At 69.1% G+C, this 24,445-nt stretch carries 22 protein-coding genes, 1 tRNA gene and 1 pseudogene; 11 read left to right on the forward strand and 13 right to left on the reverse strand.

Annotated features, from left to right (window positions below):
- From ADL01_RS46430 to ADL01_RS21470, 4 genes and pseudogenes are all read left to right on the forward strand, one after another.
- Window positions 1-89 (forward strand): annotated as a pseudogene (locus tag ADL01_RS46430) (2-deoxy-D-gluconate 3-dehydrogenase); the annotation flags it as partial.
- A 206-nt stretch (window positions 90-295) separates the two neighbouring features.
- Entirely contained in the window at window positions 296-1,363 is a 1,068-nt protein-coding gene (locus ADL01_RS21460) for an aldo/keto reductase (protein ID WP_053743657.1), read from the forward strand.
- Entirely contained in the window at window positions 1,363-1,623 is a 261-nt protein-coding gene (locus ADL01_RS21465; RefSeq protein WP_053743658.1) for a hypothetical protein, read from the forward strand. The genes ADL01_RS21460 and ADL01_RS21465 overlap by 1 nt, the downstream gene beginning before the upstream one ends.
- A 123-nt stretch (window positions 1,624-1,746) precedes the next feature.
- On the forward strand, window positions 1,747-4,845 hold the full coding sequence (locus tag ADL01_RS21470; RefSeq protein WP_053743659.1) for an RICIN domain-containing protein: 3,099 nt from the start codon (window positions 1,747-1,749) through the stop codon (window positions 4,843-4,845).
- A gap of 265 nt (window positions 4,846-5,110) precedes the next feature.
- Here ADL01_RS21470 and ADL01_RS21475 read toward each other — a convergent pair whose 3' ends face one another.
- Entirely contained in the window at window positions 5,111-5,818 is a 708-nt protein-coding gene (locus ADL01_RS21475) for a MerR family transcriptional regulator (RefSeq protein ID WP_053743660.1), read from the reverse strand.
- A 17-nt stretch (window positions 5,819-5,835) separates the two neighbouring features.
- Between ADL01_RS21475 and ADL01_RS21480 the strand changes: the two genes are divergently transcribed.
- The gene (locus ADL01_RS21480; protein WP_324614624.1) at window positions 5,836-6,378 is read left to right on the forward strand and encodes a DUF6194 family protein; all 543 of its coding nucleotides are present in this window, start codon (window positions 5,836-5,838) and stop codon (window positions 6,376-6,378) included.
- Window positions 6,379-7,077: 699 nt separating this feature from the next.
- Here ADL01_RS21480 and ADL01_RS21485 read toward each other — a convergent pair.
- The 3 genes from ADL01_RS21485 to ADL01_RS21495 form a co-directional block, all read right to left on the reverse strand.
- A complete protein-coding gene (locus ADL01_RS21485; protein ID WP_053743738.1) occupies window positions 7,078-7,278 on the reverse strand; it encodes a ferredoxin in 201 nt (66 codons plus the stop codon).
- A 25-nt stretch (window positions 7,279-7,303) separates the two neighbouring features.
- A complete protein-coding gene (locus ADL01_RS21490) occupies window positions 7,304-8,503 on the reverse strand; it encodes a cytochrome P450 (RefSeq protein ID WP_053743662.1) in 1,200 nt (399 codons plus the stop codon).
- 399 nt (window positions 8,504-8,902) lie between these two features.
- A tRNA-Pro gene (locus ADL01_RS21495) sits at window positions 8,903-8,976 on the reverse strand.
- An 85-nt stretch (window positions 8,977-9,061) separates the two neighbouring features.
- On the opposite strand from ADL01_RS21495, the gene ADL01_RS21500 reads away from it, so the two are divergent.
- Entirely contained in the window at window positions 9,062-9,595 is a 534-nt protein-coding gene (locus ADL01_RS21500; protein ID WP_053743663.1) for a DUF309 domain-containing protein, read from the forward strand.
- Window positions 9,596-9,761: 166 nt separating this feature from the next.
- Window positions 9,762-10,298 carry a hypothetical protein gene (locus ADL01_RS21505; RefSeq protein WP_053743664.1) on the forward strand — a complete coding sequence of 179 codons (537 nt, stop codon included), beginning with the start codon at window positions 9,762-9,764 and terminating at the stop codon, window positions 10,296-10,298.
- On the opposite strand, the gene ADL01_RS21510 is transcribed toward ADL01_RS21505, so the two are convergent.
- The gene (locus ADL01_RS21510) at window positions 10,299-11,081 is read right to left on the reverse strand and encodes a sulfite exporter TauE/SafE family protein (RefSeq protein WP_053743665.1); all 783 of its coding nucleotides are present in this window, start codon (window positions 11,079-11,081) and stop codon (window positions 10,299-10,301) included.
- A 222-nt stretch (window positions 11,082-11,303) separates the two neighbouring features.
- On the opposite strand from ADL01_RS21510, the gene ADL01_RS21515 reads away from it, so the two are divergent.
- The 3 genes from ADL01_RS21515 to ADL01_RS21525 all read left to right on the forward strand — a co-directional run bounded on the left by ADL01_RS21515 (window position 11,304) and on the right by ADL01_RS21525 (window position 13,042).
- A complete protein-coding gene (locus ADL01_RS21515; protein ID WP_053743666.1) occupies window positions 11,304-12,170 on the forward strand; it encodes an alpha/beta hydrolase in 867 nt (288 codons plus the stop codon).
- Window positions 12,171-12,279: 109 nt separating this feature from the next.
- On the forward strand, window positions 12,280-12,522 hold the full coding sequence (locus ADL01_RS21520) for a WhiB family transcriptional regulator (protein WP_053743667.1): 243 nt from the start codon (window positions 12,280-12,282) through the stop codon (window positions 12,520-12,522).
- A 37-nt stretch (window positions 12,523-12,559) separates the two neighbouring features.
- Window positions 12,560-13,042 (forward strand): Dps family protein, encoded by a 483-nt coding sequence (locus ADL01_RS21525; RefSeq protein WP_053743668.1) that lies wholly within the window; start codon window positions 12,560-12,562, stop codon window positions 13,040-13,042.
- 63 nt (window positions 13,043-13,105) lie between these two features.
- Here ADL01_RS21525 and ADL01_RS21530 read toward each other — a convergent pair whose 3' ends face one another.
- From ADL01_RS21530 to ADL01_RS21560, 7 genes are read right to left on the reverse strand one after another with little or no spacing between them, the layout of a single operon-like run.
- The gene (locus ADL01_RS21530) at window positions 13,106-13,795 is read right to left on the reverse strand and encodes an SDR family NAD(P)-dependent oxidoreductase (protein WP_053743669.1); all 690 of its coding nucleotides are present in this window, start codon (window positions 13,793-13,795) and stop codon (window positions 13,106-13,108) included.
- Window positions 13,792-14,727 (reverse strand): cupin domain-containing protein, encoded by a 936-nt coding sequence (locus ADL01_RS21535; protein WP_053743670.1) that lies wholly within the window; start codon window positions 14,725-14,727, stop codon window positions 13,792-13,794. The genes ADL01_RS21530 and ADL01_RS21535 overlap by 4 nt, the downstream gene beginning before the upstream one ends.
- Window positions 14,724-16,085 (reverse strand): amidohydrolase family protein, encoded by a 1,362-nt coding sequence (locus tag ADL01_RS21540; protein ID WP_053743671.1) that lies wholly within the window; start codon window positions 16,083-16,085, stop codon window positions 14,724-14,726. Before ADL01_RS21540 ends, ADL01_RS21535 begins: the two co-directional genes overlap by 4 nt.
- A 33-nt stretch (window positions 16,086-16,118) precedes the next feature.
- The gene (locus tag ADL01_RS21545) at window positions 16,119-17,132 is read right to left on the reverse strand and encodes an alpha-ketoacid dehydrogenase subunit beta (RefSeq protein WP_053743672.1); all 1,014 of its coding nucleotides are present in this window, start codon (window positions 17,130-17,132) and stop codon (window positions 16,119-16,121) included.
- Entirely contained in the window at window positions 17,120-18,100 is a 981-nt protein-coding gene (locus tag ADL01_RS21550; RefSeq protein ID WP_053743673.1) for a thiamine pyrophosphate-dependent dehydrogenase E1 component subunit alpha, read from the reverse strand. Before ADL01_RS21550 ends, ADL01_RS21545 begins: the two co-directional genes overlap by 13 nt.
- The gene (locus tag ADL01_RS21555; protein ID WP_053743739.1) at window positions 18,100-19,434 is read right to left on the reverse strand and encodes a M24 family metallopeptidase; all 1,335 of its coding nucleotides are present in this window, start codon (window positions 19,432-19,434) and stop codon (window positions 18,100-18,102) included. Before ADL01_RS21555 ends, ADL01_RS21550 begins: the two co-directional genes overlap by 1 nt.
- Window positions 19,435-19,486: 52 nt before the next feature.
- Window positions 19,487-20,128, reverse strand: a complete 642-nt coding sequence (locus tag ADL01_RS21560) for a helix-turn-helix domain-containing protein (protein WP_234354744.1) — start codon at window positions 20,126-20,128, stop codon at window positions 19,487-19,489.
- A 186-nt stretch (window positions 20,129-20,314) separates the two neighbouring features.
- Here ADL01_RS21560 and ADL01_RS21565 point away from each other — a divergent pair, with 186 nt between their 5' ends.
- On the forward strand, window positions 20,315-20,842 hold the full coding sequence (locus tag ADL01_RS21565) for an NUDIX hydrolase family protein (RefSeq protein ID WP_053743675.1): 528 nt from the start codon (window positions 20,315-20,317) through the stop codon (window positions 20,840-20,842).
- A gap of 133 nt (window positions 20,843-20,975) precedes the next feature.
- Here the strand turns inward: ADL01_RS21565 and ADL01_RS21570 are convergent, their stop codons facing one another.
- Window positions 20,976-24,350, reverse strand: coding sequence for a pyruvate carboxylase (locus ADL01_RS21570; protein ID WP_053743740.1), 3,375 nt, complete (start codon window positions 24,348-24,350; stop codon window positions 20,976-20,978).
- Window positions 24,351-24,445 lie beyond the last annotated feature (95 nt).

A 24,445-nucleotide genomic window follows, 5' to 3' on the forward strand; every position in this document is an offset into this window, starting at 1 on the left:
CCGGCGCCACCGTCTTCCTCGCCTCCAACGCCGCCACCTACATCCACGGCACCACCCTCCCCATCGACGGCGGATGGCTCGGCAGATAACCCACACCGAGCAGGCACAGCGGGCCACCACCGAGCAGATGCGCGCCCTGCGAACCACATCGGCTCCGGCGACGCCCTCGCCGCCGACCTGATCCACGGCCTGCTCCCCGGCACCTCCCTTGGAACGCGCCCTCCCACCCATCACGGGCGCCCCGGCCCCCATACGACGCCGCCGCACGCCGATCGACATCCCCGAGGAAGACGTCATGCAACGCCGGAAGATCCACCACACCTCCGTCGAACTCACCGAACTCGGCTTCGGCGCCTCCGTCATCGGCAACCTCTACCGGACCACCCCCGCCGCCGACGCCACCGCCGCGATCGACGCAGCCTGGGACGCCGGCATCCGCTACTTCGACACCGCACCGCACTACGGCCTCGGCCTCTCCGAACACCGCCTCGGCGCAGCGCTACGCGACCGACCCCGTAACGAATACGTCGTCTCCTCCAAGGTCGGCCGCCTCCTCGTCCCCAACGAACACCCACAAGGCATCGACGCCGAAGGCTTCGTCGTCCGCGACGACCTGCGCCGCCAATGGGACTTCAGCCGCGACGGCGTACTGCGCTCCATCGAAGCAACCCTGGAACGTACCGGCCTCGACCACCTCGACATCGTCTACCTGCACGACCCCGACAACCACTGGCAACAAGCCGCCGACGAAGCCATGCCCACACTCGCCGACCTCCGCGACCAAGGAATCGTCGGAGCCATCGGCGCCGGCATGAACCAGTCCGCCATGCTCGCCCGCTTCCTCCACGAAACCGCCGCCGACGTGGTCATGCTCGCCGGCCGCTACACACTCCTCGACCAGTCCGCGCTGGACGACGTCATGCCTGCCGCACAGCGACACGGCAAGAGTGTCGTCGCGGTCGGCGTCTTCAACTCCGGCCTGCTCTCCCGTGAGTGGCCCGCCGAAGGCATGAAGTACGACTACCAGGACGCCCCACCCGAACTGGTCGCCCGCGCACGGGCGATCGCCGAGGTCTGCAAGGGGCACGGCACCACCCTCCCCGCCGCCGCCATCGCTTTCCCGACCACCCACCCCAGCACCGTCAACATCACGCTGGGCATGCGCGACCGCTCACAAGTGACACGCAACGCGGAACTCCAGCGAAGCGCCGTACCCCCGGACCTCTGGGACGACCTCCGGTGCCAAGGGCTGATCAGGCCCGACGTCCCCACCACCAGCGGTATTCAGGGCACGGCCGACCGCCCCGCGCCCGATGGACGGCCCGCTGCACTTGGCGACGGCACTCGCGGGGCGAGTTTCTGATGCCGCTGATCGCCAAGGGCGACCACGACGGGGCAGCCACCGTGGACGAACTGCTTCACGACCTCGTGGAGGACATGATCCAGGCGCTCCCGACCGGCGAAGGCGTCACGACCGTCTTCCGCCGCCCGACCGCCTTCTGCCGCCCGACCGGTCGATTACGCAGGCCACACCGCGTCCGTCGCGAGGGAAGCCCGCACCGCTTCTGTCGCTGCGACGTCACCCCCGATCCGCGAGGCCGTGCCGCTCACCGACGCTCCTGAGTCTCGGGACACTCAGGGACCCGGGGGGGGCGATGAAGATCCACGTCATCCGCACTGACAACACTTCCGGAGCCGCCGCATGAACGCTTTCCCGACCGTCCGAACCAGCAGGAGGGGCAGACGATGAAGCCCGTCACCTCCCCCATAGGCAAGGTGTCAGCATGCCTTGCGATGTCGCTCTCCGCCGTGCTGCTGACATCCCTCGCGACGCCGATCCCGGCCTCGGCCGCGACTCAGGCGACCTACTACGTCGCCCCCGACGGCAGCGACACCAACGCCGGGACGATCACCGCGCCGTTCAAGACCCTGCAACACGCACGGGACGTCGTGCGCACGGTCAACAGCAACATGACCGGAGACATCAACGTCTATCTCCGCGGCGGCGACTACCCGGTGAGCAGCACCATCAGCTACACACCAGCGGACTCCGGAACGAACGGTCACCGTGTCGTGTACGCCGCCTACCAGGACGAGAAGCCCGTCCTGAACGGCGGCGTTCAGGTGAGCGGCTGGACCCAGCACAGCGGGAACATCTGGAAGGCCCCGCTGAACCGCGACAACAAGCTCCGTGCGCTCTACGTCAACAACAAGCGCGCCCAGATGGCCTCGAAGACGATCAACTCGGCCGGATGCTACGGGACTTATACCGTCACGGCCGGCCAGGCTCCCTGGGCCTGGGAGTCGGGTTCGCAGTGCGACGGAGCCAAGTACAGCCTCTCCGATCTGCCCGCCGTCGCCGCCAACCAGGACGACGTCGAAATCAAGTCGGCGACGACCTGGACCACGGCCATCGTGGGAGTCCGCCAGATCACCACGAGCTCGGACGGCGCCAATCGCGTGGCCCTGTTCCAGCAGCCGGGCGCGGCCATCGCCCAGGGGCCGCCGAACGGCAACTTCAACCCCAACGGCTCCCACACGTTCATGAACGCGTACGAATTCCTGGACCAGCCGGGCGAGTTCTACTTCGACAAGACGAATCACGAGCTGTACTACTACAAGTCCAGCTCCGAGGACATGGCCACGGCGCAGGTCTTCGCGCCGAACAACGTGTCCACCCTCATCAAGATCGCCGGCACGTCCACGACGAACCACGCGCGGAACATCACGTTCTCCGGGCTCACCGTCGAACACTCCGACTGGAACCTGTTCAATGTCGCGGGCTCCGTCTTCCGGCAGGGCCAGCAGGGCAACGCCGGCTCGACCGTGTACGCGAGGAAGAACTTCCACGCGTACACCTACCGCAACGTCGACCTGCCGCCGGGAATCATCCAGATCGAGAACGCCGACGGGATCACCCTGCAGCGCAACACGGTGCAGCACACCGGCGCCGACGGAATCAACATGGTCAACGACGTGACGGACTCGCAGCTGACCGGCAACGTCACGAACGACATCGCCGGATCCGCCATCACCGTGGGACACCCCCAGCACGTGTACCTCGGGGACTACACCTCGACCAACAACGAGAAGTACCCGGTCAACGTCGAGGGAGTCGACAAGAACATCTCGATCACGGACAACTACCTGTACGACAGCGCGGTGTTGTTCCAGGGATCCAGCGCCGTGTCGGCGTACTTCGTCGATTCCCTGTCCGTGCGGCACAACCGGATCGAGAAGTCCCCGTGGGCGGGCATCACCCTCGGCTGGGGATGGTGGAACTTCGACGGTTCGACGAACTCGATCCGCCCGGGTGTGCCGACCACCACGGCGAAGAACAACACCATCAGCTACAACCAGCTCGTCGACACGATGCAGGTGCTCGGCGACTCCGCCCCCATCTACACGCTGGGCAGCCAGCCGGGAACCGAGATCAGCAACAACTACATCCAGGGCGTTCCGGCCGGCCACAAGTACGGCATGCACCCCGATGAAGGCTCCGCCTTCCTCAACGAGCACGACAACGTGCTCGACCTGGACCAGAATGTCGCCTACGCCATCAACTCCGGCACGTGGGGCAGGCAGCACGACCTGAGCCTCACCAACACCTACGGCACCGTCAACAAGATCTTCGACAAGAACGTCCCGAACAGCACCATCGAGGACGTGCGCGTGTATGCCGACGGTGTCTGGCCGTCGCAGGCGTACGGCATCGCCGTGAACTCCGGTCTGGAGGACGCGTACAAGGACATCGTCCCGCAGAGCAACCTGAGCCTTCAGGACTACGCCCTGCCCGCGAGCACCTTCACCGGCAAGGGCGTGTCGTCCCTCCCCGTCCGCACCATCGGTGACGCGACCAGGACTCTCTGGCTGGCTCCCTCCGGTACGACGACGTTCGCCGTCGGCCCCACCATGACGAAGGCGGCCGGAACGGCGACCACCATCAACGTCCCGCCGACGGTCGGCGACTACCGCCTCTACGTCGTGGACACCCAGGGGAACGCGTCCGCCGCGTCGAAGTCGCTCGTACGCCAGCGTTGGGCGTACGTCGATGACAAGGACTCCGGTCTCACCTACTCCTCCGGCTGGTCGAACTGGAACGACGCGCAGGACTTCAAGGGGTCCGAGAACTACACGAGCAGGGCGGGCGACTCCGTCCAGTACTCGTTCACCGGCTCGGGCGTTCGCTACCTCGGCATGAAGCAGCCGAACATGGGGAAGGCCGACGTCTACATCGACGGCACCCTCGTGCAGTCGGGCGTCGACGCCTATGCCCCGACGGTGACGAAGCAGGTGCCGCTGTTCGAGAGGACGGATCTCGCCGCGGGGCCCCACACGATCAAGGTCGTGTGCACCGGAACGAAGAACGCTGCCTCCTCCCACACGGTCTGTGCGCTGGACGCGTTCGCCTCCATGCCCTTCCCCGCCAAGAACGCGTTCTACAAGGTCCTCAACAAGAGCGGCGGCAAGGCGATCGACGTCTCGGGCGGATCGACCTCCGCCGGGGTGAGCATCATCCAGTGGAACGACACCGGCGCGCAGAACCAGCACTGGCGGTGGGTCGCGGTCGGTGACGGCAGCTACGAGATCGTCAACCAGAACAGCGGTCAACTGCTGGACGTCACCATCGGGTCCACCGCGGACGGCGCGACCATCGTCCAGCAGCCCGACAACAACGGTGCGAGCCAGCACTGGACACTGGTCGCCAACGGAAACGGCTACTACAAGATCAAGAATGTGAACAGCGGCAAGCTGCTCGCGACGTCGACGGCAAGCGCTCAGCTCGTCCAGACGACGGACACGAACGCCGACAGCCAGCTGTGGCAGGCGGTGAACGTGGACTGATTCCCTCGGCGCCTCGGTCCGCCCCGGCACGCTGCTGGGGCGGACGGAGGGTGGCGAAGGATCTGAGAGGCGGCGCCGACGATGGATCGGCGACCCCGTCCAGGTCTGCGGCTGGCTCATCCTCGAATACGGCCTCCGCGGCTCGAAGACCTCAGCGGACTGGGCCACTTGGGCCGCCGAGCAGCTTGAAGAACGCCTCTGATCCCAGCCCGGAACGACGCGGCCGCTCAGCCGCACTACTTCCGGTCCGTGGCCTGCACGCACCTCAGCCGCAGTCCGATTCGTCGCGCAGGGACAGCACAGCGCTGAGTGCCGAGGCGCCGTCGAGAAGGGCTCTGGACCGCGTGGTGATGCTGATGTCCCTGGCAGCCAGCGCCGAATCGATGTCCTCCGATCGGCGGGCGCGCCGCAGCTGCGGCATGAGGGCTTGAAGGGGGGTGATGCGGTATCCGGCCTTGCGCAGTTGGTGAACGATCCGCGCATCGCGCACCTGAGCAGGTGTGTAGCGTCGCGTTCTGCGCACGGGGTCGCGGTCGGGGATGACGAGAGACTCCGCATGCCAGTGCCGCAGCGTCGACGGGCGCACGCCGAGGGCGGCGGCGAGTTCGGAGATGCTCATCGAGTCGGAAGCACGCACGTCGTCGATCGGCTCGCTGGAGATCGTGCGGGCGGCTTCCTTGGCCTGCCTCAGATCCCTGCGCTCTGTGTCGAGCCGGGCGTGCGCCGAGTCGAGAAGGGCCAGGGCCTGCGAGGCGGGGCACTGGTGGAAGGCCCGAATGATCTTCTTGGCCTCAACAGGCCCCACAGCGGCGGCGAGGCCCCGGTAGGCCAGTGCGGACTGCAGATGTCCCTCGCCATAAGTTCGGTAGCCCGTGGCCGTGCGCGTCGCTGGTGGCAGCACACCGTCGCGCTCAAGGTTGCGAACGTGCTGAACGGAGCACCCGACGCGACGCGCGACATCAGCGGTGCGCATACTCCCTGATTTGAGACTTGCCATCGGACATCCCTCTATTTGAGCCACGAAGTCTCCACAAGGACTTTAATGGAACGCTGGAGCACATGACGAGTGAAGAGATCATCAGCTTCGTGGACGCCCTCGACGACGTCTTGACCCTCAGGCCCGCACCCGGCGACGGCTCACCGGAAATCAGCTGGGGCGACACGTTCTTCTACTACGCGCCTGACGGTGTCACTCCGACGGCGGCCCAGCCGTTCGCAACTGTCGTGACCAAGAACTACCCCGGCGACGAGGCATCGCGTTTGGACCAGCCGGACATCTTCCGCGTGAACATCGCGGCTGGGAAGGAAGCGTTCATCCGGTGGACCGGTCACGCACCGCGAGAACCGGCCTCCACCGAGGTCGATCCCAGCACCACCGACACCGTGATCGCGCACCCCGTCTACGGCAGCGTCGGCTGGCTGGCCGTGGTGAACCCGGGCGAGCGTACTGAGGCGTCAACACGTGAGCTGCTGCAAGCAGCCCATCACCTCGCACGCTTGCGCCATGAGCGACGTGCTGAACCCACAGCATGATGAAGCCCAAGAACGGCTCAAGGCCGGTTTCGAATGTCTCCGAAACCGGCCCTGGCCTGCTACGACAGTCCAGCGAACTGTCGGGACGACTGGATTTGAACCTGCGCCCCCTTGACCCCCAGGAGTGAGGGCCGTCGAAATTACCTGCACATATCAGGCGGAACTAGGGTGAAGGACGTGCGTTCTCGCGCGTATTGTTCAGGGTCGCGAGCACCGTGTGGTCCCCATCTGGTCCCCAGGGCAGCGGTGACAGCGGAGCCGCAGGCTTGCACAGGTTGCTCCGTCGGTAGCCCTGAGCCGCTCGCGCATTCCGTCACCTCTGGCTTTCGGGCGTACCTGGAGGATGCCTTCGCGAGATCCTGAAGATCGGTGACGGCACGCTTGGAGCGAAGTTGGCCGACCCGTCCAGCGCCTTATGAGCGATCGACACAGCCTCCTGCGGGGCACCGATCGACATCGTCAGCGTTGCGAGCTTGGTTCCACGAGAACGTACATACGCATTGGTGTGGAGCGTGCTGCCGGTGGCAGCGTCGCCGCCAGCTCGCCCAGGGCCGGGCAGCCGATGACGGTGACACCGTCGTGCTGGGCAGGGCGCTCCGCCATGCGCAGGTAACCGCTGCCGAGGTCGCACAGCTCGAGCAGGCGCGTCTCCAGCGTGGCCGAGGAGAGCCCGGTTTCGCGCAGGTCACCAGGCGGCGGTCAGCCGAGCGTCCCGGACACCGTGATGGCGGCGACGGGGCAGGCCCGGGCGGCCTCCCGGACCAGGAAGTCGCCGCCGCCGTCCTCTCGGCCGGGCAGGAGGGTGCTGAAGCCGTCGTCGTCCTGGGTGAAGACGCCCGGGGCGGTCAGGGCGCACTGGCCCGCCCCGATGCAGACGTCCTGGTCGATCTCGATGTGGATGTCGTCAGACATGAAACAGAGCCTCTTACCAGGTCACGGGGAGTTCCAGCATCCCCTGAATCGTGTCGCCGGGCTTGAAGGGGATCTCGTCGGCCGGGGCGGCGAGGCGGAGGGCGGGCAGCCGGTCGAACAGGGTGCGCAGGGCGATCTCCAGTTCGGCGCGGGCGAGGTTCTGGCCGAGGCACTGGTGGATCCCGAAGCCGAACGAGACGTGGTGGCGGGTGGGCCGGTGCCAGTCCAGGGTGTCCGGGTCGGCGTAGACATCCTCGTCGCGGTTGATGACCGAGGTCGAGAAGACGACGCCGTCGCCCGCCCTGATGGTCGTCCCGGCCACCTCGATGTCCTCCAGTGCTATCCGCAGCAGTCCGTCGGCGATCGACAGCAACCGCATGAGCTCCTCGACCACGTTCGGAATCAACGCGGGGTCGGTGCGCAACTCCGCGAGCTTGTCGGGGTGTTGGAGGAGAGTGTAGGTGCCGAGCGAGATCATGTTGGCGGTCGTCTCGTGGCCGGCGACCAGCAGGATGATCGCCAGGGCGATCAGTTCCTCACGGTTCAGCTCCCCGTCCCGCAGCTGCCGGTGCACGAGTTCGTCGAGCACGCCGTCGCCCGGCTCCGGCTGTTTGCGTTTGCGGTCGATCAAGTCGTCGAAGTACTCCTCCAGTTGATCCCGGGCGTCGACGACGTCCTCGGCCTTCGGGCCGCGCAGCAACCGCCTGGACTGCCCTTCGAAGAAGTCGTGGTCGCTGTACGGCACCCCGAGCAGGGCGCAGATCACGGTCGAGGGGACCGGCAGCGCGAAGGCGTTCACCAGCTCGGCGGGCGGCCCCTGGGCGATCATCGCGTCAATGCGTTCGTCCACGATCCTCTGGATGCGCGGGCGCATCTCGGTGGCCCGCCGAAGCGTGAAACTGGGAACCATCATGCGTCGCTGGACGCGATGCTCCGCACCGTCGAGGCCCAGCAGCGCGGACTTCCGCTTCTTGAACCCCGTGAACCGTGCCGTGGGCGCCGGGAAGTCGTCGCGGGTGCGGTCGCTGGACAGACGGGGGTCGGCGAGCAGGGCGCGGGCGGTGTCCCGGCCGGTGACCAGCCAGACCGGACGCCCGTCGTAGAGGGTGACCCGGGACAGCGGGCGGGTGGCGCGCAGGGGTGCGTAGGCGGCGGGTGGCTGGTAGGGGCAGGTCCGGTCCTGAGGGAAGGCGACAGGTTCCGTTTCCATCATGGAAGTCCTCGCAGGCGAAGGGTGCGTGGTGCGGACCTTCATTAGATGCCCTAGGCACCTATATGGCGACGGCAAGTTCGGCCAGATCGGCGTCGGGAGCAATCTGGCCGGGGATCGCCGCCCCGGAGCGGGGAAACGGCTGGTGGGATTCACCACGGGACAGCCGTACCTCGGAAATCCGGTTGCCACAGTCCGCCCGCCACCCCCGCTATCTGGCCATACTGACGACCGAAGCCCTCCTGCCGCCGACCGCCACCACCGTTCTCGCCATACGCATCGTCGACACGGAGCGCTCGCTGACGCCGGTCAAGGGCGCCGGTCCCCAACGGGTCCCCAAGAATAGCCAAGGGCCGGTTTCGGATCTCTCCGAAACCGGCCCTGACCTGCGACTGTCTCCAGTCGGGACGACAGGATTTGAACCTGCGACCCCTTGACCCCCAGTCAAGTGCGCTACCAAGCTGCGCCACGTCCCGGTGCGTCCACGTGATCACGCGAACAGAACCTTACCGCACGTCAGGGGCTGCCCGAAGACGGCCGGGGGCGCGCGACAATCGGGGTATGAGCAGCGCGTCGGAGGGCCGGGCAGTCATGGGCGGGCGGGATCGGGACAAGGAGGGGCGCGCGCGCAACGCGCGGCCCCGGGACGGGCTCGGGCGCCCGCTGCCGTACGGCGATCCCGGGGTGGCCCGGCAGCCCGAAGGGGTCGTACGCCGTCCCGAGGACAGCGTCGTCGAGGCACAGGCGTTGCTGGACGCCGGGAAACCGTTCCATGCGCACGAGGTTTTCGAGGACGCCTGGAAGTCGGGGCCGGAAGGGGAGCGTCACCTGTGGCGGGGGCTCGCCCAACTGGCCGTGGGGCTCACGCATGCCGCGCGCGGCAACGTCACAGGCGGCGTCCGGCTGTTGCGGCGCGGGGCCGGTGCGATCGAGGAGTGGGCAGCCGTGGACGCGCGACCGCACCCGTACGGGCTGGACCTCGCGGGGGTCGTCGAGTGGGCGCGGGGGCTGGCGTCGGAGGTGGAGCGGGAGGCTCTGCCCGTCGACGCGGCGGCTCGGGCGCCACGGTTGTCGAGCCGCGGCGCCGGCGGCTGATCCGGTCCGAGGGCCCGTTGTCAGCGGGGTTCGGCAGACTCGGGGACGTGCGAGCCGGCGCCCGTCGGCAGGACTGCGGAAAACATGACGGGGCGCCCACTGAAGGCCGTCGTGCCAAGCGAGAAACCAGGTGCCCCGCCACCCGGGCCGCTGCCACACTCCTGGCATGTCCCCGGCCCCGACCCCAGCCCCGGCCCGTTTCCGTGACCCCCGCAGTACCGTGTACGACTTCCTCGGTTCGGTTCTGGTGCGCTGTCCGCGCTGTGAGCGGGCCGCGTATGTCCAGCGGGACCCTCACAGGGCGCACCACAAGACCCCCTCGGTGTTCTTCGCGTCGCGGCGCCTGGTGTGCGGAGGCTGTGGTCTGTCCCGTATGTGGTCCGGCGGGTCGGTCGAGTTCTCGGTCGGCACCGCCGTCCCGGCGTGCGACCCGTACTTCCGGCTCCCTGTGTGGCTGCAGACGGAGACCCGCCACGGTTGGCTGTGGGCGTACAACCTCGAGCACCTGACCAGCATCAGGCAGTTCGTCGCGGCCTCCCTGCGCGAGCGTGCGCCGTGGTGCGACGACACCGGGCGGAAGATGACCCTGGTCGCCCGGCTGCCGGTGTGGGTCAAGAGCGCCAAGAACCGGACCGAGGTCCTGCGCGCCGTCGACCGGATCCAGACCACGCTCAGCGCGAGCCGGCCTCCGGACGGCCGCTGATCAGCGCAACAACAGCTGTGCGCCGCCCACCACCGTCGCCGCGATCACCAGCCGTTCGAACAGCCGCTGGTTGATTCGGTTCACAGCCCATTTGCCCAGAAACGCTCCGGGGACCACGAACACCACGAGCGCCGCGTCAAGCAGAAGCGAGTGGCCGTCGATCAGGCCGAGGCCCGCGCTGAAGGGGACCTTCGAGACGTTCACGATCAGGAAGAAGAACGCCGACGTTCCCAGGAAGCCGAGCTTGCGGAATCCGGCGGACAGGAGATACATCGACATGACCGGGCCGCCCGCGTTGGCGACCATCGTCGTGAAGCCACCGAGGATCCCGTACGAGCGGGCCTTGAGACGGCCTGCGGGTGTACTCACCGCGTCCGGTTCGTCGTCCTCCGACTCCGCCTCCGCGCGCCGCCGGCGCCACACCGTCACCCCGGTCATCAGCAGCAGGATCGCCCCGATCGAGGTCCGTACGACCTCGTCGTCCGCCCACACCAAGAACGCCGTGCCGACGACCACGCCCACCGCGACCGCCGGAAACAGCCGCCACAGGGTCGGCCAGTGGGCGTGTCTGCGGTAGGTCAGGACGGCGAGTACATCGCCCGCGATCAGGATCGGCAGCAGTACGCCGGTGGACTCGCGGGCGGGCAGGACGGCCGCGAAGATCGCCAGACTGACCGTGTTGGCCCCGCTGACGGCGGTCTTGGAGAAGCCGACGAGTACGGCCGCCGCGGCGAGCGCGGCGAATTCCCAGTGCGTTATGTGCCAGAGCGTCATCGTGTTCATGCGGACACTGATGCTATGCCCCGACGCTATGCCCCCTGAACTGCGGTCATAGCGACCGTCGCGCCGGCTGATCCCTGCCCCGCACCGGGGTCACCGACCTCCCCGACGCGTCACCGTGGACCGGCCACCCCGACCCCTGGGAGGATCGGACAGAGGAGCAGACGCCACCCACCACCACGCCACCACGCCTCGCACACCTTCAACGACGCCCCCGGAGAAGCCATGGCCGAGACCCGCGAGTACGTCCTCACCGGCACCCGGGGCACGATCGCCGTCCGCGAGTGGCACCGCCCCACCCACGGTGATCTCGGCCGCCCGATCGAACAAGCGCCCCGTTACCTCGCCGTCCTCTCGCACGGGTACGCCGAGCACATGGGCCGCTACGAGGAGCTCGCCGAGGTTCTCGTGGCCCACGGCGCCACCGTCCTCGGCCCCGACCACCAGGGACACGGCAGGTCGGCGGGCGAACGGGCGGTGATCGCGGACTTCGAGGACGTCGTCACCGATCTGCACAGCGCCGTCGCCGTCGCCCGGGCAGCCCGTCCGGACGTACCGGTCGTCCTGATCGGCCACTCCGCCGGCGGCCTGGTCGCGGCCCGTTTCGCGCAGCGGTACCGCGACGAACTCGCTGCGCTCGTCCTGTCCGCGCCCGTGCTCGGCAACTGGGACCTGCCGGGGCGCCTGCTCGCGCTCGACGAGATCCCCGACCGGCCCATCAGCCCGGCCACGCTGTCCCGCGACCCCGCGGTCGGGGCGGCGTACACGGCGGACCCGCTGGTGTGGCACGGTCCGATGAAGCGGCCGACGCTGAAGGCGTTCGTACGGACGCTGGACACCGTGGCGAAGAGCGGTGACGTCGGCCCGCTGCCGCTGCTGTGGCTGCACGGCGACGACGACCGGCTGGTGCCGCTCGCCGGTAGCCGCGTCGGCGTCGAGGAACTGCGCGGCACGGACTGGACCGAGCGAATCTTTCCGGGCGCCCGGCACGACATCTTCCTGGAACTGGAGGCGGACAAGGCCGCGGCCTTCGCCGAACTGACCGCATTCGTGGACCGGGTGCTCGCGGCTCGATCCGAAAGCCCGAAGTGAACGCGTGGACTGAACGCGTGGACTGAACGTACGGGCTGAACACACCCGGCGATTCCCGTGGCCGATTCCGTCACGTTTCCCCCCTTCCGACCTGGGCACCCGCGTCCCCATGGAGTGGTTGCGGCGAGCGGCCTGCGCGGGAGAGGACCCGGAGCTCTTCTTCCCCGTGGGCACGACGGGGCCGGCGGTGCGGGACATCGCCGCTGCGAAGCGTGTGTGCGCCCACTGCCCGGTGACCCCGCAGTGCCTGGACTGGGCCCTGCGCAGCGGTCAGACCTCGGGCGTGTGGGGCGGCACCTGCGAGGACGAGCGCGCCGCGCTGCTCCGTACCGCGAGAGAACGGGTCCGGTAGCGGGAATCCGGGCCGAGTCACGAGGAGGAGCCACCCCATGACTGTCGTGAAGAGCAGCCTGCCGGAGCCGGAGCGCCGGATCACCGGCGACGCCCTGCAGGAGACCTTGGTGGATCTGCTGGCGCTGTCGCTGATCGGGAAGCAGGCCCACTGGAACATCGTGGGGCCGAGGTTCCGTTCGATCCATCTGCAGCTCGACGAGGTGGTGTCGGCGGCCCGCGCGTTCTCCGACACGGTCGCCGAGCGCTCGTCGGCCCTCGGCGTACCGCCGGACGGCCGCCCCGAGACCGTCGCCTCGGCCTCCGTGTTCCAGGGCCCGAAGGACGGCTGGATTCAGGACACGCAGGTCGTACAGCTTCTCGTCGAGGCCCTGGCGACGGCGATCGAACGTCTGCGCAAGCGCATCGAGGCTACGGAGGAGGCGGATCCGGTCACCCAGGACCTGTTGATCGGCATCACTGCCGAACTGGAGAAGCAGCGCTGGATGTTCGAGGCGGAGAACACGACCCACGGCGGCTGACACGGTCCCTGTGCAAGTCCTGCAAATCCTGCAAGTCCTCAGGCCGTCCCGCTCTCCTCCCCCTCACCCGAGCACCCAGCCCCCGTCCACGCTCAGGTCGATCGCGTTGACGGACCGGTTGCGCAGCAGGAAGTCGACGGCGTCCACGATGTCGGCCATCGTCGCCAGTCGGCCGGACGGCGTCCGGGCCCGCAGGTCCGCCAGTACCTCCGCGGGTTTGTCGCGCCAGTACGGACTGTCGCCGACAACTCCCGGGTGCACGGCGTTGACCCGGACCGGCGCGAGCTCAAGGGCAAGAGTGCGGACGAGGCCGGTCACGCCCGCGTTGACGGTCGCCACCGTCGTCGCGCCCGCATAGGGCCGTTCCTTGGCCTGGCCGCCGAACAGCACGATGGCACTGGCGTCGTGGAGACGTGGGCGCAGGGTGTGCACGACCTCGGTGTAGCCGACGAGTTTCAGGGTGACGAGATGCAGGGCCGTGTCGATGTCGTACGCGGTGACCCGGTTCTCGTCGCGCGAGACGCCCGCGAGGACGAGATGGTCGACCGTCCCGACTCCGGCGAGCGCGGCGGCGATGTCATGGGGCCGCGAGAGGTCGAGGGCCAGACCCCGGGCGCCGATCTCCTTGGCCACCGCGTCGGCGCGCCGCGCCTCCCGCCCGGTCAGGACGACGTCGTCGCCGCACTCGACTCGGGCCCGGGCGAACTCACGGCCGATTCCGGACGTACCGCCGACAACGACCACACTGCTCATGCCCAGCCCTTCCTGTCTCTGTCCCTGTCCTCGTCCCTGTCCTCGTCCCGCGCGTTCCGCGTTACGTCCCTGAGGTGGTCCCAGTCCCTGGTGAACCGGTAGGAGTGGCGCGGCGGTGGCTGCGGTGCCTGTGTCTCCAGCCAACGGACGGGCCCGTCACCGGCGTTGGTGAAACCGTGGACACAACCGGCGCCCGCCCAGGCGGCGTCGCCGGGGCCGAGCCGGTGGCGTTCGCCGTCGAAGGTGGCGTCGACGACCCCTTCGAGGATCAGATAGGTCTCCTCGAAGGGGTGGTCGTGCGTTCCGGCGACGCCGTCGGGCGCGTACCGCACCATGAACATCGTCGAGGCGACGGCGCCCAGGTCGCTGTCGACCATCATCTTCACGGTGATCCCGCTGTAGACGAGCAGCGCGGTGCGCATGCTCACCGACACGGCCAACAGGTCCTGGGACTGCTTGCCGGGGTCCATCTGAGCGGGCTCGAAGTGGCCGAACGACCGGGTGCGCGGGTCGCGTACGTCGATCCGGACGCGCTCGCGCTCCGGCAGTGCCGGCACGGACCAGGTGTCGTAGCCGTAGCGGGCGCGCGGCACGGGTGCGAGCATGTCGGCCCAACGGGCCGCCGTCCCAGTGGAGTCCGCGCCGCGCCAGCCGTGCGGCACGCCCGTGGGAAGGAGCCCGTAGTCGCCCTCTTCGAGGAGGTAGGAGCCCTCGGGCACGTCGAGGATCACGGTCCCGTCGAGCACATGGAAGCTCTCCTCGTACGAGTGCACATGGGCGCCCACCCTCCCGTCCGGCCGCAACTCGCAGAGCCCGAAACCGGTGTGTACGCTCCCGTCCTCCTCGCCGATGACCGTGCGGCGCCGGAAGCCGCCCCTGTCGTACGGGAGTTGCGGTGCGTCCGCCGCGCGCCGCACCACGAAGCCGGTCATCCCTCGCGCCTCGCCGCGTGTTCCGCCGTCGCCGCCAGCAGCCGGTCGCGGGATTCCTCGACGAGCCGCCGGGCCCGTCCGGTGTCGGCGAGCAGCTTCCCGTCGCGCTTGACCACGGCGCCGTCGACGATCACCGTCTCGACGTTGGACACATCGGCCGACAGGGTCACCGCGGCGGTGGCGTCGTGCACCGGCGCCATGTTCAGGGCGGTGGCGTCGAGCGCGACGACGTCGGCGCGTTTGCCGGGGGTCAGGGAGCCGGTGCGGTCTTCGAGGCCCGCGACATGGGCGCCGTTGACGGTCGCCAGCTCCAGCATCTGACGGGCCGTCAACATCGTTGCGGGGACCGGGGTGTCGGTCTGCCAGGACGCCGCGTTCACGCGGGCCCGCTCGGCGCCGAAGGCCGCGCGGATCTGGGTGAACATGTCGCCGGGCACGGTGGTGACGACGTCGATGCTGAGCGACGGCCGCAGTCCGTGCTCGATCGCCTTCATCACGGGCGGCCAGCCGTGCCCCATCTGGGTCTCGACCTGCGGCGCGATCGACACCGTACCGCCGCTGTCGGCGACCATCCGCCACTCCTCCTCACTGAGATAGCAGCAGTGGACGTAGGTGGTGTCGGAGCCCAGCAGGCCCAGCTCGTGGAGTTGCCTCACCATGCCGAAACGGCCCGCCAGCCGGCCCATGGCGACGTGCACGGTGATCGGGATGCCCAGTTCACGGGCGAGGGCCCATTCGGCGGTGACGACGTCGTTGGTGCAGAAGCCGGGTCCACGCGTGGCCAGCCCCATCGTCAACAGGCCGCTGTCGGAGGCGAAGTACTCGGAACGGATGCGCCGTACGTCGTCACCGGGTATCGCGATCTTGCTCTCGAACCAGTAGTCGGAAAGGGAGGTGTTGGCGCTGCCGTAGGCGTACTGGGCGCGGATTCCGGACTCCGCGAGGGCCCGTACGGCCGCGTCCGGATGCCCGGGGGTGTTGTTGATGTGGGACCAGTCGACCAGGGTGGTGATGCCCGCGTTGAGGCACTCCAGCGCGCCCGCGAGGTTGCCCGCGTACACGTCCTCGGGGGTGTAGACGGGGGCGAAGGTGTCGAGGACGTCCACGAAGTAGTCGTCGAGCGTGGCATTGGGCGCGCAACCGCGGATCGGCGCTTCCCAGGTGTGGCGGTGCGTGTCGACGAAGCCGGGGATCACTATGCGACCGGTCATGTCGAGCACTTCGGCGTCCGCGCCGATCTCGCGTTCGACCGCCACGATCCTCCCGTCCTCGATCAGGACGTCGCCCTGGGGCAGTTCCCCGATGTCGGGGTCCATGGAGATCACATGGCCGGAGCGCAACAGGAGTCGATCAGTCATCGCCCTTCCTCCCAGGGAGAGTCGGTCCGCATGTCAGTAGGCCGAGAGTTCGCGTACGGCCGCCACGACCTTGTCCACGGTGGGGATGACCCGCTGCTCCAGCGCGTCGGCGAACGGCAGCGGCACGCATTCCCCCGCCACCCGTCGCACCGGTGCGTCGAGCAGTCGGAACCCCTCGTCAGCGACGACGGACACGAGCGTCGCGCCCCATCCGCCCTGGTACGGGTTCTCCTCGACGATGGTAAGTCGGGAGGTCTTGCCCAGCGAGGCGAGAACGGTGCTGACGTCCAGCGGTACCAGGCACCGCAGGTCGACGACCGCCGCGTCGATGCCCTCCCCGGCCAGCTGTTCGGCGGCGGTGAGCGCGAGGGGGACCATCGAGGCGAGGGCCACGAGCGTGATGTCGGCGCCCTCGCGGACGACGGCCGCCTTTCCCAGTTCCACCACGTGATCCGGGGGTGCGGGCGCGCCTTTGCTCGCGAACAGCCCCTTGTGCTCGAAGAAGACCACGGGGTCGTCGCTGCGGATCGCGGACGCCATCATGCCGATGACGTCGGCGGGTGTCGACGGTGCCGCGATCTTCAGTCCGGGCACGGTGAACGCCCAGTTCTCGGTGGCCTGCGAGTGCTGCGCCCCGAAGCCGAGGCCGCCGCCGTTCGCGGTGCGGACGACGAGGGGCACGGTCACCTGACCACCCGTCATATACCGTACTTTCGGTATCTCGTTGGCCAGGTAGTCCCAGCAACAGGCCAGGAAGTCCGAGAACATGATCTCGGCGACCGGCCGCATCCCGGTCATGGCGGCGCCCATCGCGGCGCCCACGATGGCCTGTTCGGAGATGGGCGTGTCCCACACCCGTCCGGGCCCGAACTCCTTGAACAGCCCGGCGGTCGTCTTGAACACGCCGCCGGCCTCCCCGATGTCCTCCCCCAGGCACACGACCGCCGGATCGCGTCGCATCTCCCGCGCGATGCCCTCGGCGACCGCCTCTCGATAGGTGATCTGCCGCTGTCCAGCCGCTTCCTGAGTGTCCGTCAGTTCCGCCATGCCGCACCTCCGTCCGCCCATACGTCGGTCAGCGCCTCGGCCGGATCTGGGGCGGGTGCCGCCTTCGCGGCCTCGACTGCCGCCCGTACGAGAGCAGTTGCCCGCTCGTCGGCCGCCGTCATCTCCGCCGCTGTCACGCCCAGTTCGGCGAGGCGGCCGCGCGCGACGTCCAACGGGTCGTGCTTGAGCCAGCGTTCGACTTCTTCGGGGGGCCGGTAGGCGGCCGGGTCGGTGCGGCTGTGTCCGTAGTGGCGGTACGTCTCGGCCTCCAGGACGGCGGGCCCGTCTCCTGCCCGGGCCCGCCGCGCGAGCCGGTCCACGGCCTCCTGGACGAGCACCACGTCGTTGCCGTCGACGACATCGCCCGGAATACCGTGGGCCGGGGCCCGGTCGGCGGCCGGCCGGGGCACCGCCGTGACGTCCGCGATCGCCGTGTACTCCATGTAGAGGTTGTTCTCGCAGACGAACAGCACCGGCAGTTTCCACACGGCGGCCAGATTGAGCGCCTCGTGGAAGGCGCCGATGTTGGTCGCGCCGTCACCGAAGAAGGCGACCGCGAGCTGGTCGGTGCCCCGCAGCCGGGCCGACCAGGCGGCGCCGACCGCCATGGGGAGATGGGCGCCGACGATGGCGTACGAGCCGAGCATGCCCTTGGACGCCTTGGTGAGGTGCATGGAGCCGCCCTTGGCACCGCAGAGGCCGGTGGCGCGGCTCATCAGCTCGGCGAGGCACTCCTCGGGGGTGGCGCCGCGCGCCAGGGCGTGGTGGTGGCCCCGGTAGGTGGCGAAGACGTAGTCGTCGTCGCGCAGGGCGGCGCTCGCGCCGACGGCGATCGCCTCGTGCCCGGCGGCGAGATGGGTGGTGCCCTTGACCAGACCGGAGAGGAACAGGTCGTGCGCGGCCTTCTCGGTACGGCGGATGACGGCCATCTGCTCGTACAGGGTGAGGAGTTCGTCCCGGGTGACCATCAGCCGCCGCCGTTCTTGCGGGTGTTGAGATGGGACTGGGCCTCGCGTCGGGTGTTGAGTTCGCCGCCGACCGTCCAGTACTTGCGGCCCGCCACGAGGAGTTCCTCGGCCGGGAACTTGGTGATGACCTCGCAGCCGTCCGCGGTGACGACGATCTCCTCCTCGATGCGCGCCGCCGACCAGCCGTCGGCGGCCGGCCAGTAGGTCTCCAGCGCGAACACCATTCCCTCTTCGAGGACTTCGGGGTGGTCGAGGGAGACGAGGCGGCTGAAGATGGGCTTCTCCCAGATGGACAGGCCCACGCCGTGGCCGTACTGCAGCGCGAAGGCCGCCGTCTCGTCCGGGAAGCCGAACTCCTCGGCGCGCGGCCACACCCGGACGATGTCGGCGGTGGTCGCGCCCGGCCGGACCAGGGCGATGGCCTCGTCCATGTACTCCCGGCAGCGGACGTACGCGTCGCGCTGGGCGGAGGAGGCGCTGCCGACGGCGAAGGTGCGGTAGTAGCAGGTGCGGTAGCCGAGGTGGCTGTGCAGGATGTCGAAGAAGGCGGGGTCGCCCGGGCGGATCAGCCGGTCGCTGAAGACGTGCGGATGCGGTGAGCAGCGCTCCCCGGAGATGGCGTTGACGCCTTCGACGTACTCGCTGCCGAGGTCGTACAGGACCTTGCTGACCAGCCCGACGCACTCGTTCTCGCGGACACCGGGACGGAGGAACCCGTACAGCTCCTCGTACGCCGCGTCGACCATGGCGCAGGCCTGGGTGAGCAGGGAGATCTCGTCCGGGGTCTTCGTACGGCGGGCCTCGAGGAAGACCTGCTGGCCGTCGACGACGTCGATGCCCTCGGCTCGCAGCGCCATCAGGATCGGCATCTCGGCGAGGTCGACGCCGAGCGGTTCGCCCGCGAGGCCGTGGGCGCGCAGCTCGGTGGCGATCTTGCGGGCCACGTCCTCGGCGATGCCCGCGTCCGGGTGGAAGGCGCCGCGCAGGGTGGAGATCCCGGCGCGGGCGCCGGTGGGCGGTCCGTCCTTGCCGTCGCTGTAGTCGAGCCAGGGGTTGTAGAGCTGGTGGTGGCGGGCGGCGGAGCCGAAGTCCCAGAGGACCGGTTGCCCGCCGCGCACCAGCAGTGCGAAGCGGATCAGCTTGTCCATGGCCCACGTGCCGATGTGGGTGGACGTCAGGTAGCGGATGTTGGCGAAGTCGAAGCTGAGCACGGCACCCAGCTCGGATCGGTTCAGGGCCTGGTTCAGCCGGGCCAGCCGCGCCGTGCGCAGCCGTTCCAGGTCGACGCGCTGTTCCCAGTCGACGGCGTTGGGTCCGTAAGTGCGGATCGCCATGGCGACCACCCCCACTTCGGAGTGAACGACTCCACGGCGCGAGTGTCAACCTCTACTGAACACTTTGGCTGACCACGAACCACACGCCGACGGCCGGCTCCGCACTGTCGTTGCGGTACCGGTGCGGGGTCGTCGACTCGAAGCACACCGCGTCCCCGGGGCGCAGCACGTGCTCGTCGAAACCGAGGGTGAGGACCAGTTCACCGCCGGTCAGATAGCCGTACTCGGTGCCCGCGTGCCGCATCAGCCCGCCGCTGCTCGACGACGAGCCGCCGGGCCGGTAGGTCACCAGCAGGAAGTCGGCATCCGTACCCGGAACGTGTCCGAGCCGCTCCCACATCACCCCGCTGTCCAGCTCGATCGTCTCCCGCTCACCCGTCCCCACCAGCGGTCCTATCCGCCGGCCGGGGTCGGCGGCGAAGGCGGCGAGAGCGTGCGTCACCGTGGCGCCGACGACCGAAGGGGATTCCCGCACGGTGTCCTGCGACGCGTCGAAGAGCGACTCGACGGAGAGGGCGAGGGCCGTGGTGATCGCGTACAGCGTGCTCACGGACGGCTGGCTCTTGCCGGTCTCGATCTGGGAGACGAGACTGGCGGACACCCCGATCTCGCGCGCGAGCCCGCGCAGACTCACTCCCCGTTCGAGGCGCGCCTGCCGGATCCGCGCCCCCATGGGCGGCACGGCGGATGACACGAACGGCTCCTCTCGCTCCCGGCTCGGTCCGGGTCCCTTCCCGGGATTCTTCCGGGTGGCTTCCGATTATGTGCAGTCACATTGAACAGCAGATCTCGGGCACGCCACCAGAGATGTGGCGCGTTCGACGTGGAGCAGCTATGCGGAAACAGGACGAGTTGAAAGTACGATCAGCCAATGTCTGACATGATCGAAACCACGCCCGGCTGGCTGGCACCCGACGAGCTCGAGCAGTCTCGCGCACGGATGCCGATCCTGTACGTCGAGGCCGTACCGGTGCGCGTCGACGACAACGGCGAAGTCACCAGCATCGGTCTGCTCCTGCGCATCGGATCGGACGGCACGGTCAGCCGCGCGCTGGTGTCGGGCCGCGTCCTGCTCCACGAGAGGGTGCGCGACGCTCTTCTGCGCAATCTGGAGAAGGACCTCGGCCCGGTGGCGCTGCCCAGGGTCCCGGCGTCGCCGCAGCCCTTCACCGTCGCGGAGTACTTCCCGACGCAGGGGGTCACCCCGTTCCACGACCCCCGCCAGCACGCGGTGTCCCTCGCCTACATCGTCCCGGTGGCCGGCGACTGCCGCCCCCGCCAGGACGCCCTGGACCTGGTGTGGTTCAGCCCGGAGGAGGCCTCCTCCCCCGTGGTCCAGAACGAGATGCCGGGCGGTCAGGGAGTCCTCCTCAAGCAGGCCCTGGCCCATGTCGGCCGCCTGTCCTGAAACAGGACGGAACATACGGGATATACGGAACATTCAGAAATCAGGATTCGCCGACTGGCGTACCGCCCCCTGCTCACACGGGAGGGCCGATGGTGTTCTCCATCGGCCCTCCCGACGTCTGTCATCCCTGGAGTCAGGCGATCTCGACCAGCAGATCGCCGCCCTCCACCTGCTGGATCCGGTTGATGGCCAGCCTCGTCACCTTCCCGGCCTTCGAGGCGGTGACCGCGGCTTCCATCTTCATCGCCTCGATGGTGGCGACCGTGGCGCCGACCGCCACCTCGTCCCCCTCCGCGACGGCCAGTGTCACCACTCCGGCGAACGGCGCGGCGACGTGCCCGGCATTGGCCCGGTCCGCCTTCTCCGTCGCGGGGATGTCGGATGACACGGCGGTGTCGCGCACCTGGATCGGCCGCAGCTGGCCGTTCAGGGTCGACATCACCGTACGCATACCACGTTCGTCGGCCTCGCCCACGGCCTCCAGCTCGATGAGCAGCCGTACGCCCGGTTCGAGGTCGACGGCGTACTCCTTGCCCGGTCGCAGCCCGTAGAAGAAGTCCTTGCTGTCCAGCACGCTGGTGTCGCCGTAGGTCTGCCGGTGCGTCTCGTACTCGCGCGTCGGGCCGGGGAACAGTAGCCGGTTGAGAGTCGCCCGGCGGTCCTTCGCCAGGGCCGTCCGGTCGTCCGCGGTCAGTTCCGCCGGGGGCTTGGGTGCGGCGCGGCCCTCCAGCGCCTTCGTACGGAACGGTTCCGGCCAGCCGCCGGGCGGGTTGCCCAGCTCGCCGCGCAGGAAACCGATGACGGAGTCGGGGATGTCGAACCTGTTGGGCGTTGCCTCGAAGTCCGCCGGGGAGACATCGGCGCCCACCAGGTGGAGCGCGAGGTCGCCGACCACCTTCGACGAGGGGGTGACCTTCACCAGCCGGCCGAGGATCCGGTCGGCGGCGGCGTACATCGCCTCGATCGCCTCGAAGCGGTCGCCGAGGCCCAGCGCGACCGCCTGGGTGCGCAGGTTGGACAGCTGGCCGCCCGGGATCTCGTGGTGGTAGACGCGCCCGGTCGGTGAGGCGAGGCCCGCCTCGAAGGGTGCGTAGATCTTGCGGACGCTCTCCCAGTACGGCTCCAGGTCGCCCACGGCCTTCAGGCTCAGCCCGGTGGGCCGCTCGGAGTAGTCGGTCGCGGCGACGATGCCCGACAGCGACGGCTGCGAGGTGGTCCCCGCCATCGACGCCACCGCGCCGTCCACCGCGTCCGCGCCGGCCTGGATCGCGGCGAGGTAGGTCGCGAGCTGGCCGCCGGCGGTGTCGTGGGTGTGCAGGTGCACCGGCAGGTCGAACTCGCGGCGCAGCGCCGATACGAGGGTCGCGGCGGCCGGGGCGCGCAGCAGGCCCGCCATGTCCTTGACGGCCAGGACATGGGCGCCCGCGTCGACGATCTGCTCGGCCAGCCGGAGGTAGTAGTCGAGGGTGTAGAGCCGCTCGGACGGATCGGACAGGTCGGAGGTGTAGCACAGGGCGACCTCGGCGACGGCCGTGCCCGTCTCGCGTACGGCGTCGATCGCGGGCCGCATCTGCCCTACGTCGTTGAGCGCGTCGAAGATCCGGAAGATGTCGATGCCGGTGGCCGCGGCCTCCTGTACGAAGGCGTCGGTCACCTCGGTCGGGTAGGGCGTGTAGCCCACGGTGTTGCGGCCGCGCAGCAGCATCTGGAGACAGATGTTCGGCACCGCCTCACGGAACGCGGCCAGGCGTTCCCAGGGGTCCTCGGCGAGGAAGCGGAGCGCGACGTCGTAGGTGGCGCCGCCCCAGCACTCCAGGGACAGCAGCTCGGGCAGGGTCCGCGCCACCACGGGGGCGACGGCGAGCATGTCCTTGGTACGGACCCGGGTGGCCAGAAGTGACTGGTGGGCGTCACGGAACGTCGTGTCGGTGACGCCGATGGTCGGTGACTCGCGCAGCCACCGGGCGAAGCCCTCCGGGCCCAGTTCGACGAGCCGCTGCCGGGAACCCGCGGGCGGCTCACCGTTCGCCAGGGGCGGGATCTTGCTGACCGGGTCGACCGTCTCGGGCCGTTCGCCGTGCGGCTTGTTCACGGTGACGTCGGCGAGATAGGTGAGCAGTTTCGTGCCGCGGTCGGCGGAGTGACGTGCGGTGAGCAGGTGCGGCCGCCGCTCGATGAACGACGTCGTGACCCGGCCGGCCCGGAAGTCCGCGTCGTCGAGCACCGCTTGCAGGAACGGGATGTTCGTGGCCACGCCGCGGATCCGGAACTCGGCCACGGCACGCCGGGCGCGGCCGATCGCGGTCCCGAAGTCGCGGCCCCGGCAGGTGAGTTTGACCAACATCGAGTCGAAGTGCGCGCTGATCTCCGTACCGGCGTGGGTGGTGCCGCCGTCCAGCCGGATGCCCGAGCCGCCCGGTGAGCGGTAGGCGCTGATCCTGCCGGTGTCCGGGCGGAAGCCGTTGGCCGGGTCCTCGGTGGTGATACGGCACTGCAGGGCCGCGCCGTGCAGGGTGACGGTCTCCTGCGAGAGTCCGAGGTCGGCCAGGGTCTCGCCGGAGGCGATGCGCAGCTGCGACTGCACGAGGTCGACGTCGGTGACCTCCTCGGTCACCGTGTGCTCGACCTGGATGCGCGGGTTCATCTCGATGAAGACGTGGTTGCCGTCGCGGTCGAGGAGGAACTCCACGGTGCCCGCGTTGCGGTAGCCGATCTCCCGGGCGAACCGCACGGCGTCGGCGCAGATCCGGTCCCGCAGCTCCGGGTCGAGGTTCGGCGCGGGGGCCAGCTCGATCACCTTCTGGTGGCGTCGCTGCACCGAACAGTCGCGCTCGAAGAGGTGGATGACGTTGCCCTGGCCGTCGGCGAGGATCTGCACCTCGATATGGCGTGGTTCGATGACGGCCTTCTCCAGGAAAACCGTGGAGTCGCCGAACGCGGAGGCCGCCTCACGGGACGCCGCCTCGATGGACTCCCGCAGCAGAGCGGGATCCTCGACCCGCCGCATACCGCGCCCGCCACCGCCGGCGACGGCCTTGACGAACAGCGGGAAGCCGACCTCCTCGGCGGCGCGGACGAGTTCGTCGACGTCGTCGGAGGGCGCGGAGGAGCCCAGCACCGGTACGCCGGCCGCGCGGGCGGCGGCCACCGCGCGCGCCTTGTTGCCGGTCAGCTCCAGTGTGTCGGCGCTCGGTCCGACGAAGGTGATGCCGGCCTCCTCGCAGGCGCGCGCCAGGTCGGGGTTCTCGGACAGGAACCCGTAGCCCGGGTACACCGCGTCCGCACCCGCCTGCTGGGCCGCACGGACGATCTCCTCCACGGAGAGGTAGGCGCGCACCGGGTGTCCGGGCAGGCCGATCTCATATGCTTCGTCAGCCTTCAACCGGTGCAGTGAATTCCGATCCTCGTGCGGGAAGACAGCCACGGTCCTCGCGCCCAGCTCATAGCTGGCACGAAACGCCCGAATCGCGATCTCACCACGGTTGGCGACCAGCACCTTGCGGAACATCCTGGATCCCTTCAGCCTGCCGGTGACGCGCACCATGGTGTCGGTACGGCCCGGCTCGCGCCATGTGAACCGGGCCACTCATACCCACCAAGTGC

The sequence above is a fragment of the Streptomyces sp. NRRL WC-3618 genome, from assembly GCF_001280005.1.
In the GTDB taxonomy this organism is placed as follows: domain Bacteria; phylum Actinomycetota; class Actinomycetes; order Streptomycetales; family Streptomycetaceae; genus Streptomyces.